This window comes from Roseomonas sp. KE2513, from assembly GCF_016107305.1.
Taxonomy (GTDB): domain Bacteria; phylum Pseudomonadota; class Alphaproteobacteria; order Acetobacterales; family Acetobacteraceae; genus Roseomonas.
On the sequence record NZ_RCVR01000084.1, the window covers coordinates 1 to 8,814 of the forward strand.

The 8,814-nt window shown below is 65.8% G+C and carries 6 protein-coding genes and 1 pseudogene; 2 read left to right on the top strand and 5 right to left on the bottom strand.

Annotated features, from left to right (window positions below):
* Positions 1-120 precede the first annotated feature (120 nt).
* Both D9599_RS29565 and D9599_RS29570 read right to left on the bottom strand, forming a co-directional pair.
* Positions 121-507, bottom strand: a complete 387-nt coding sequence (locus D9599_RS29565; protein WP_198384922.1) for a VOC family protein — start codon at positions 505-507, stop codon at positions 121-123.
* On the bottom strand, positions 504-1,454 hold the full coding sequence (locus D9599_RS29570; protein ID WP_198384923.1) for a ketopantoate reductase family protein: 951 nt from the start codon (positions 1,452-1,454) through the stop codon (positions 504-506). Before D9599_RS29570 ends, D9599_RS29565 begins: the two co-directional genes overlap by 4 nt.
* A 119-nt stretch (positions 1,455-1,573) precedes the next feature.
* On the opposite strand from D9599_RS29570, the gene D9599_RS29575 reads away from it, so the two are divergent.
* On the top strand, positions 1,574-2,494 hold the full coding sequence (locus tag D9599_RS29575) for a LysR family transcriptional regulator (RefSeq protein ID WP_198384924.1): 921 nt from the start codon (positions 1,574-1,576) through the stop codon (positions 2,492-2,494).
* A gap of 234 nt (positions 2,495-2,728) precedes the next feature.
* On the opposite strand, the gene rpoD is transcribed toward D9599_RS29575, so the two are convergent.
* Positions 2,729-4,645, bottom strand: a complete 1,917-nt coding sequence (rpoD, locus tag D9599_RS29580; protein ID WP_198384925.1) for an RNA polymerase sigma factor RpoD — start codon at positions 4,643-4,645, stop codon at positions 2,729-2,731.
* 320 nt (positions 4,646-4,965) lie between these two features.
* Here rpoD and D9599_RS32640 point away from each other — a divergent pair.
* A pseudogene (locus tag D9599_RS32640) lies at positions 4,966-5,244 on the top strand (peptidase dimerization domain-containing protein); the annotation flags it as partial.
* 196 nt (positions 5,245-5,440) lie between these two features.
* Here D9599_RS32640 and D9599_RS29590 read toward each other — a convergent pair.
* Positions 5,441-7,063: an amidase gene (locus D9599_RS29590; RefSeq protein WP_198384926.1), complete on the bottom strand. Its 1,623-nt coding sequence runs from the start codon at positions 7,061-7,063 to the stop codon at positions 5,441-5,443.
* A 46-nt stretch (positions 7,064-7,109) separates the two neighbouring features.
* A complete protein-coding gene (locus D9599_RS29595; RefSeq protein ID WP_198384927.1) occupies positions 7,110-7,994 on the bottom strand; it encodes a tripartite tricarboxylate transporter substrate binding protein in 885 nt (294 codons plus the stop codon).
* Positions 7,995-8,814: the final 820 nt, after the last annotated feature.

Here is an 8,814-nt window from a genome sequence, read left to right on the forward strand (position 1 = left end):
CCAGTTAGCTCGGCGTAAGTCATCACCATGGCTTCGGTGACGGTCACCTCCGGGCTGACCGACGCGTCACCGACCTGGACATCCTCGTAGTACCGGTCCTCTGACATTTGTTTACTCTCCTCAGGCACGTGGATTGACGGCGAGAGCGGCCTCGACGGCGCCAGGGCTGGCCTGCAGCAGCTCGACGACGAGACCGTCCGGCAGGGCCAGCCAGTTGCGGCCCTGCGGCAGTTCCCGCACACCCCAGTCCTGCGCGGCGGCGATGGATGCCTGCAGGTCGGCCGTCATGACCCCGAGGTGGTAGAGGCGGCCCTCCGGACCGTCGAAATCGAGGTCCGCCACGAGTTGAGGACCGCCACGCAGCCAGACCTGCCGCGGCGCCGCTGTCTCGCCGTCGATCTCACGGATCTCCATGCCGAGCGCGTCGCGGAAGAAGCGGAGATGCCAGTCCAGGTCGCGCACGCGGATGGCGACGTGCTCGACGTAGCAGCGGGCCGGAGCGCTCATGCGGCTCTCCCCAGGACTGCAGCATCCCCGCCCAGGCCCGCCTCGATGCCCTTGATACAGGCCACCAACACCCGGTTCACCGGCGTCGGCACCCCGGTCCGCTCGCCCCAGCGCACCACCGCGCCGTTGATGAAGTCGATCTCGGTCGCGGAACCCTTCTCCAGGCTCTGCAGCATCGACGCCTTGAACTCGGGGGGTAGACCCTCGGCCGCCTTGGCCCAGGCGTCCCGAGCATCAAGGGTGGCAAGGGTGACGCCTTGGGCCTGCGCCACGGCCATGGCCTCGGTCACTGCCGCGATCGCGCAGTCCTCGACCTCCGGCACAGCGTAGAGCGGCCCGTAGGGCAGGCGCGTGATGCCGCTCAAGGCGCCCGTGGCGACATTAACCAGGAGCTTGTCCCAGATCACGCCGAGGATGTTGGTGCTGACCGTGATCGCGAGACCGGCAGCCTCAAAGACGGCGGCGATCTGCCTCAGCCGCGCGCTGACGGTTCCATCCAGCTCGCCGATCAGGGTCTCCTTGCCGAGTGTCCCGACCCTGACGTGGCCGGGCGCGAGCATCACGCCACCAACATAGGTCTTTCCGGCGACAACCCGGTCATGGCCCACGACTTCGGTCAGGATGTCTTCATGCCCCAACCCGTTCTGCAGCGAGAGCACCGTGGTCTCTGGGCCGATTAGTGCTCGAGCTGCCGTTACTGCCTCCCGGGTGTGGAAGGACTTCACCAGCACGATGACAAGGTCGACCGGGCCGACGGCAGCCGCATCGGTATGCGCCTGCACGTGCACCTTCCGGTCGTGCTGTCCTTCCCGGAGTGTCAGGCCACTGTGGTTCACAGCTTCCATGTGCACGGGCCGACCGAGCAGGCGGACATCCGCCCCACCCTCCGCCAGCACACCACCCAAGGCACTCCCAAGCGCTCCGGCGCCCAGGATACAAATCCTCAAGGCTCGCTCCTCCTGACAATCCGCCGTTCTGATGGAACGATCCTGACAAGACGAACCCGTATTGCGTATTCGAAGGTCGCAATAGATTGTATTGCTTTTCTCAATAATGGTGGCGCGTTATGGCAGAGGACGAAGTCGAGCCGCTACTGGACGCGAAGCTGCTCCGCCTGTTCCTGCTGCTCTACCAAGGCGGCAGTGTGACTCGCGCCGCGGAGCAGCTCGGCCAGAGTCAGCCGACCATCAGCATTTGGCTCGGTCGCCTCCGCCGCTCGCTCAATGATCCCCTGTTTGTGCGGACAGCGGAAGGGATGCTTCCCACTCCACGGGCTGAGGCTCTGGCCGGTCCGGCTCGCGCCGCCCTGGAGGCGCTGCGGCAGGTATCGGCACCGGAACCGGCATTCACGCCGGGAACGACAAGACGGCAGTTCCGCATCTGCATGACCGACGCGAGCCACATCACCCTGCTACCGCGCATTCTTGCCAAGCTCCGAGACGCGGCGCCGCTTGCGCAGCTCGAAGTGGTCAGGATAGGCCCGGATACAGGCCACCGCCTCCAGTCAGGCGAAGTCGACCTGGCTCTCGGGTTCGTCCCGGAACTCGAGGCTGGATTCTACCAGCTGGCCCTCTACGAACAGGACTGGGTTTGCCTAGCCAACCGCGACCACCCTCGGCTCGGTGCGGAGCTGACGCTAAGCGACTTCGCTGCCGAAGGCCACATCGGCATCGTCTCCGGCACTGGGCACGCGCTGCAGGAAGAAGCCCTTCAGCGCCATCGGATCACCCGCCGCATGGTGCTGGAACTGCCTGGATTCCTCGGCCTCGGTGCGATCCTCTCGACCACCGATCTCATCGTCACCCTGCCACGTCACATCGGGACGACGCTTGCTGGATTGAACGGTCTGCGCCTTTACTCCTGTCCGATGAACGTCACCGGCTTCACGGTGAAGCTGCATTGGCATAGCCGCTATCATCAAGACCCGGCGAACCGTTGGCTGCGAGGAATGTGTGCAAGCCTCTTCCAAGGACGCAGCCCGAACTGACGGCTGATACGAGGGTAGAGGGCAACGTCAGGGCCACGCTGCGACCAAGCTCGTTGCCGCAGGTGTCGGGTACCTGCAGACCACCAGACATCCCGGTTGTGGCGCCAGGACCCTCTTGGAGAGATCCTGGCCACAACACATTCGATGGTTCAGCAGGTATGGCATCCGCCTGTCAAAGCGGCAGCAGACGTGCGGCGGGTTTGACGGGAGGGCGCCTTAACCCAGGCACACGCCTCAGACACCGTCCAGAAAGCTGCGGAGCTGCTTGGATCGGGTTGGGTGTTGCAGCTTCTTCAGTGCCTTGGCCTCGATCTGGCGAATGCGCTCGCGGGTGACATTGAACTGCTGGCCAACCTCCTCCAGCGTGTGGTCGGAGTTCACACCAATGCCGAAGCGCATCCGCAGCACGCGCTCCTCACGGGGGCTCAGCTCGGATAGGGCGCGGGTCGCGGCGTCCCTCAGGCCCGCATGCACCGCCACATCCAGCGGCATGACGGCGTTGTCGTCCCGGATGAAGTCACCGAGGTGGCTGTCCTCCTCGTCGCCGATCGGCGTCTCAAGGCTGATCGGCTCCCGGGCGATCTTCTGCGCCTTCACGACCTTGTCCACGGGCAGGCCCATCTTGGCGGCAAGCTCCGCGGGCGTCGGCTCCCGCCCAAGCTCGTGCATCATCTGCCGCGATGTGCGGTTCAGCTTGTTCACCGTCTCCGTCATGTGCACCGGCACGCGGATGGTCCGAGCCTGATCGGCGATGCTCCGTGTTACCGCTTGGCGGATCCACCAGGTGGCGTAGGTCGAGAACTTAAAGCCGCGGCGGTACTCGAACTTATCCACCGCCTTCATCAGGCCGATATTGCCCTCCTGAACCAGGTCGAGCAGCTGCAGGCCGCGGTTGGTGTACTTCTTGGCGATGGAGATCACGAGGCGCAGGTTCGCCTCCGTCATCTCCTTCTTGGCCCGGTTCATGTCGCGCTCGCCCCGTGCCACCACGGCCTGTACCCGGCGGAACTCGTCGACGGGCATCCCCGCCTCGACGGCGAGCCCCAGGATCGCCGAACGGGCGCTCTCGGCCTCCTCCGCGTATCGGGTGGCCAGTGCGAGCCATCCCTTTCCCTTGCGGTTGGCGAGGCCGGGAATAAATTCCGGCGACGAGCCCGCGGCGCGGTAGGCCGCCAGGAAGTCGTCGCGCTTGACGCCAGCCCCCTCGGCTACGCGCAGCAGCTGCCCCTCGGCCGCGGTTAACCGCTTGTTGAGGTCGCGCATACGGTCCACGAGTTCGGCAACACGGTTCGCATGCAGGTGCAGCTTGCCGACTAGCGCCACGAGCTCGCCGCGCAATTGGGCATAGTCCGCCTCGTCGTCGTCCGACAGGGATGCGCCATCGGCATAGGCAGCCATCCGGCGGATCTGGAGGCTCTTCCATCCGTCATGGGCAGCCTTGATCGCGGCAAAGGCGGCGAGCGCCTCGGGCTTGACCTCCTGCTCCAGGACCGAGGGAGAGGTTGTTCCCGACTGTCCCTCCGCCTCGTCGCGCTCCTCGTCACCCTCGCCGTCGTCCACCGGACCGTCCCCGGTCCCCGCGGTCGCCTCGAGGTCGAGCACGTCGCGCAGGAGCATGCGCTCCTCCTGGACGGCGGCGGCCCAATCCAGGATGGCGTCCAGCACCAAAGGCGCCTCGCAAAGCCCCTCGATCATCATGGCGCGCCCGGTCTCGATGCGCTTGGCGATGGCGATCTCGCCCTCGCGGGTGAGCAGCGTCTTCTCGCCCATGTCGCGCAGGTACATGCGGACGGGGTCCGCGCTGATGCCAGCCTCGGCCTTGATGTTGCCGCTGGCCTCCTCGTCCTCCTCCGCGGCTACCCCCGGCTTGCCTGAGATCCCGGCATCGGCGCCATCAGCTTCGTCGGCGTCGTCCTGTTCCGATACCTCGACACCGATATAGGCCAGAACGCGCAAGGCGTCCTCGATGCGATCGGACGAGAGCTGCTCGCTGGGCAGTGCAGCTTCGATTTCGGCGTGAGTGACGTGCCCGCGGCTCCGGGCAATCTCCGCAAGCTGCCGGAGGGCATGACCCTCAGCCTCGGGCAGGGCGGCAAGCAGGGCCTCCTCACGCTCGTCCAACACCAGCTCGCCTGCGCCGGTCACTGCCATTTCGAACTCCATCAAGAAGACGCACGACGTCGCACGCTCGGCCGTAAAGCCTCGCGCGGCGGCGCACATCTGCGACCTGTGTGCGCGATTTTCCAGGCCGGATTTATGTTGTTGCCTGCCTTACCCGCATTGCCGCCCTGCGTCCTCGGCGCTTGCGGGGGCAAACAGGGGCAGCCGAACGGCTGCCCAGGCTCTCCCAGGATCAGCGAGGCAGCCGTCAATCAGAACTCTTAAAGGACTCTGCCAGCATCGTCACCTCTTCGTCCTGTCGTCGAAAAAATGACTGGCGCGATCAGCCTCAAAGCTGGGGAGGAGACAGGATGCCAGGGAGCACCAACCCAGCACGGCGCGATGTTCTTGGCGGAGCGGAGCTCCTTACCGTGGCGGAGTCGACGAGCAACCAGCCCTTGGTCGCTCACAAGGGCTCACGTCGTGTCGATGTCAGCGCTCGCGGCAGGACAGCTCATTCCTCAATGCCAAAGAGTGGCAAGAACGCGATCTCGAAGATCGCGGTCTGCAAGCTCACCGCATTGAGCGGCGAGCACCCGCTGCTTGGTAGTACGACAGCCGTGATGACGGCCATCAGCGGTGGAAAGAATATCGCCTTGGTCCCTGACCTGGCTCGGCTCGCCGCCGCCTTTCAATCCCTGCCGGACGACCACAAAAGCATCCTGGGCCGCCCGCGAAATGTATCTGCCGTAGCGCTCGGCTTCGCCCATGGGGCCACGGTCTTGGGGTGCTTCGCAGCACCCACTTTCAATCGGGCGCAGGGCGGGAGCTCATCTTTCGAAGGCGTTAGCCAACTTGGTACGCCGGCTCCTGCTCCAGCGGCATCGGAACCTGCAGCCGCCCCACCATGGCCTGCGCATAGGGCGCCGCGGAGCACAGGTACTGGAAGGCGCGATCTGGCAGGTCCAGCCCGGCGGCTCGCGAGAGCCCGCGCAGAGCATCCTCCTGGTCAGCCGAGAGCAACGACGGCTCAGGGTCGGGCACCAACGGGGTGACCGGCGGCGGAGCATGCGGATTGAGATGCGGCCGAGAGGAGCGCCAATCCGTCGCCCCCTCGAAGGCGTGCGCCACTCGCAGGACCGTCGCCTCGTCGAAGGGGCGGCCTGCGACCTGCATCGACAGGGGAAGACCCTGATGGAAGCCGATGCACTGCGCCAAGGCTGGGCCCGTCGGGATGTTGAAGGGCGTCACCAGTGAGGTCGTCTTTCGCCAGAACTGCAACGGCCTGTAGGCGTCCAGGCGCGGCGCAAGACTCGGCGCAGCGGTGACCAGGACGTCGAAGCGCTCGTAGAGCCGATCGAACTCCTCCATCATCATCCGTCGGAGCCGCTGCGCTTGCACGTAGTCCGCCCCGCGGAAGAGGATGGCGGGCAGGATGCGCGCCAGGAAGTCCTCGCCGAAGTCGCCGGGCCGCTCGCGAAGCGCCTGGGCATGAACGGCATGGATCTCGCTCTCGCCGATGACGATCTTCACGTCGTTGTAGGCGGTGGAGGGCCGGATGCGGACCTCCTCGAGTTGCCCGCCGAGCTGGCGCAAGACGCCGAACGCCTCCTCGAGCGCCCTCACCGTGGCAGGAGCCGCTCCGCCCTCCTCCTCGTACAGGTGCCGCAGCACGCCCACGCGTAGCCCGCGAATGTCGCCCGTCAGGGCGGCGCGATAATCAGGCGGAGAGATCGCTGCGCTCGCCGGGTCGCGCGGGTCGTGTCCGGCCAGGGCCTGGAGGGCGATGGCGCAGTCCTCCACTGTCCAGGTCAGCGGCCCGACATGGTCGAGGCTGAAGGAGTTCGGCATCACCCCGCGCCTGCTAACGAGACCCGAAGTCGGCTTCAGGCCGACAAGCCCGCAGAACCCCGCCGGGTTCCGGATGGACCCGCCCGTGTCGCTGCCGACAGCGAACGGCATGAGCCCCGCCGCGACGGCGGCGCCGGAGCCGGAGGAGGAGCCGCCGGTGAAGTGTTCGGGGTTCCAGGGATTGCGTGCGGCCGGCCAAGCCAGGTCGAAGGAGGGCCCGCCATGCGCTCCCTCATGCGTCGTGAGCTTGCCGAGCAAGATGGCCCCGGCGGCGCGCAGCCTGGCCGTGACATGGGCGTTCTCCGACGCGACGCGATCGGCATAGACACGGGACTGCCCTGTGGTTGGCAGCCCGGCCGCGTCCACGACGTCCTTCAGGCCGTAGGGAATGCCGTGCAGCGGGCCCCGGGGACCGCCCGACATGATCTCTCCCTCGGCGCGCCGCGCGTCCTCCAGCGCGGCGTCGAAGGTCGGGCGCAGGTAGGCGTGCAGTTGCGGCTCCAGCACCTCCGCCCGCGCGATCAACGCCTTCACCAACTCGACGGGCGACAGGGAGCGCTGGGCAATCAGCCGCCCAGCCTCCGCGATGGTGAGGAAGGCGAGTTCGTCGGCACTCATAATACAGGCCTCCGGAAAACGGGCACCGCGCAAAGCGGCAGTCGGGTCAGTTCTGGGTGATCCCTGCCGCCTTGATCAGGGCGGCCCACTTGTCGCGCTCCGACAGCACGAAGGCTCGGAATGCTTCCGGGGTGTCCGCCTTCTGCTGGGCGCCCTGCTGGAGGAGCGCCTGCTGGGTCGCGGGCTCGGACAGCGCCTGGACCAGGGAGGCGTTCAGCCCGGTGACGATCGGTCCGGGTGTGCCGGAGGGCGCGAAGAGACCGTACCACCCCTCAACCGCATAGCCGGGCAGCCCGCTCTCCGCGATCGGCTTCAGGCCCGGAAGCAGCGGCGAAGGATAAGGGGCCGTCACCGCCAATGCGCGTAGGCGCCCACCCTGCACGTGGGGCAGGCAGGTGGCGATGGAGTCAAACATCACCGGGACACGACCGCTGAGCAGGTCAGGATAGGCGGCAGCGCTGCCATTGTAGGGCACGTGCACCATGTCCACGCCCGCGAGGTTCTTGAACAACTCGCCAGAGAGGTGGATCGTGCCGCCTGCGCCGCCCGAGGCGTAGGAAAGGTCCTGCCGCTTCGCGAGGGCGATCAGATCCGGGACACTCCGCACCGGCAGGTCCGGATGGACGACCAGCACGTTGGTCACGGACGCGACGTGCACGACGGGCGTGAAGTCCCGGATCGGGTCGAAACGCAGGTTGCTGTAGAGGCTCGGGTTGACGGCGTTGGTGCTCGCCGCACCGAGGAGGAGCGTGTAGCCGTCCGCCGTGGCGCGCGCCGCGACCTCGGTCCCGATATTGCCGCCTGCCCCGACGCGGTTCTCGACAATCACTGGCTGGCCGAGCTGGTCGGTAAGCTTCTGCGCAACGAGGCGAGCGAGGATGTCAGTGGTGCTGCCCGGGCCAAAGGGGGCGATCAGACGGATGGGTCGCAAGGGGTAGGCACCCTCCTGCGCCTGGGAAGCGCGAGGGAAGGACAGGAGGGCAGCCGCGCCGAGAAGGCCGCGACGGGACGAGGCTTGCATAGGTACACTCCTGCTGGACGTGGGCTCGTGTGCTGTTTCCCTGCCAGACACCTACCCTGACCACTCGGACCCTTCCAATCCCAACATCCGGACCCAGAGGATGGCAGTAGGCACCCCTACGCCGAAGCGCTCAGCGGCCGCTCGGCGGAACCGTCCACCTTCCAGCTTCCAGCTTCCAGCTTCCAGCTTCCAGCTTCCAGCTTCCAGACAGCGCGACTGCGAAGACTTTTTGGCAAGCTCCGGCCCATCCATGCCGGCCCACTCACCAACCAGCAGGGTCAATCAGGTTACCGCCGCGTCGGGCAAGAACATTCGAACCAGATCGCCCCAAGTACGCTCTGAACTTCTGGGCTGACGAAAGTAGCTGCTCTTTCTCAGAGCTTTTTAATATCTTGAGGCCACAGCTCGACAGACGCACTACCGTTTCACCACAGGCAGTTTAGCAAATCCACAAGAACAATGATGTGCGGGGCTGAAGCCGTGGGTCATCCTGCATAGTCTTGAAGTGAATTTTTCTGCACAAGAACTTAGGATACGCGGTGCGGAAGACATCCTCTTGAACATTTTCTACTCATAGAAGCAGAATACGACGCTGAGTTATTGACAGGAAAACATAATTTCATTTAGGCGAACCCTGCTCGCCCGTTAAGGCTCTACGACCGCAGCCTGCATTGTTAGTATTGAGGGTGCGGGGTGGTCGGCCCTGGTCCGGAGGGCAGACCCGACACTA

Coding starts and splice junctions, on each gene's coding strand:
- D9599_RS29565 (WP_198384922.1), bottom strand. CDS start 507: ATGAGCGCTCCGGCCCGCTGCTACGTCGAGCACGTCGCCATCCGCGTG.
- D9599_RS29575 (WP_198384924.1), top strand. CDS start 1,574: ATGGCAGAGGACGAAGTCGAGCCGCTACTGGACGCGAAGCTGCTCCGC.
- rpoD (WP_198384925.1), bottom strand. CDS start 4,645: ATGGCAGTGACCGGCGCAGGCGAGCTGGTGTTGGACGAGCGTGAGGAG.
- D9599_RS29590 (WP_198384926.1), bottom strand. CDS start 7,063: ATGAGTGCCGACGAACTCGCCTTCCTCACCATCGCGGAGGCTGGGCGG.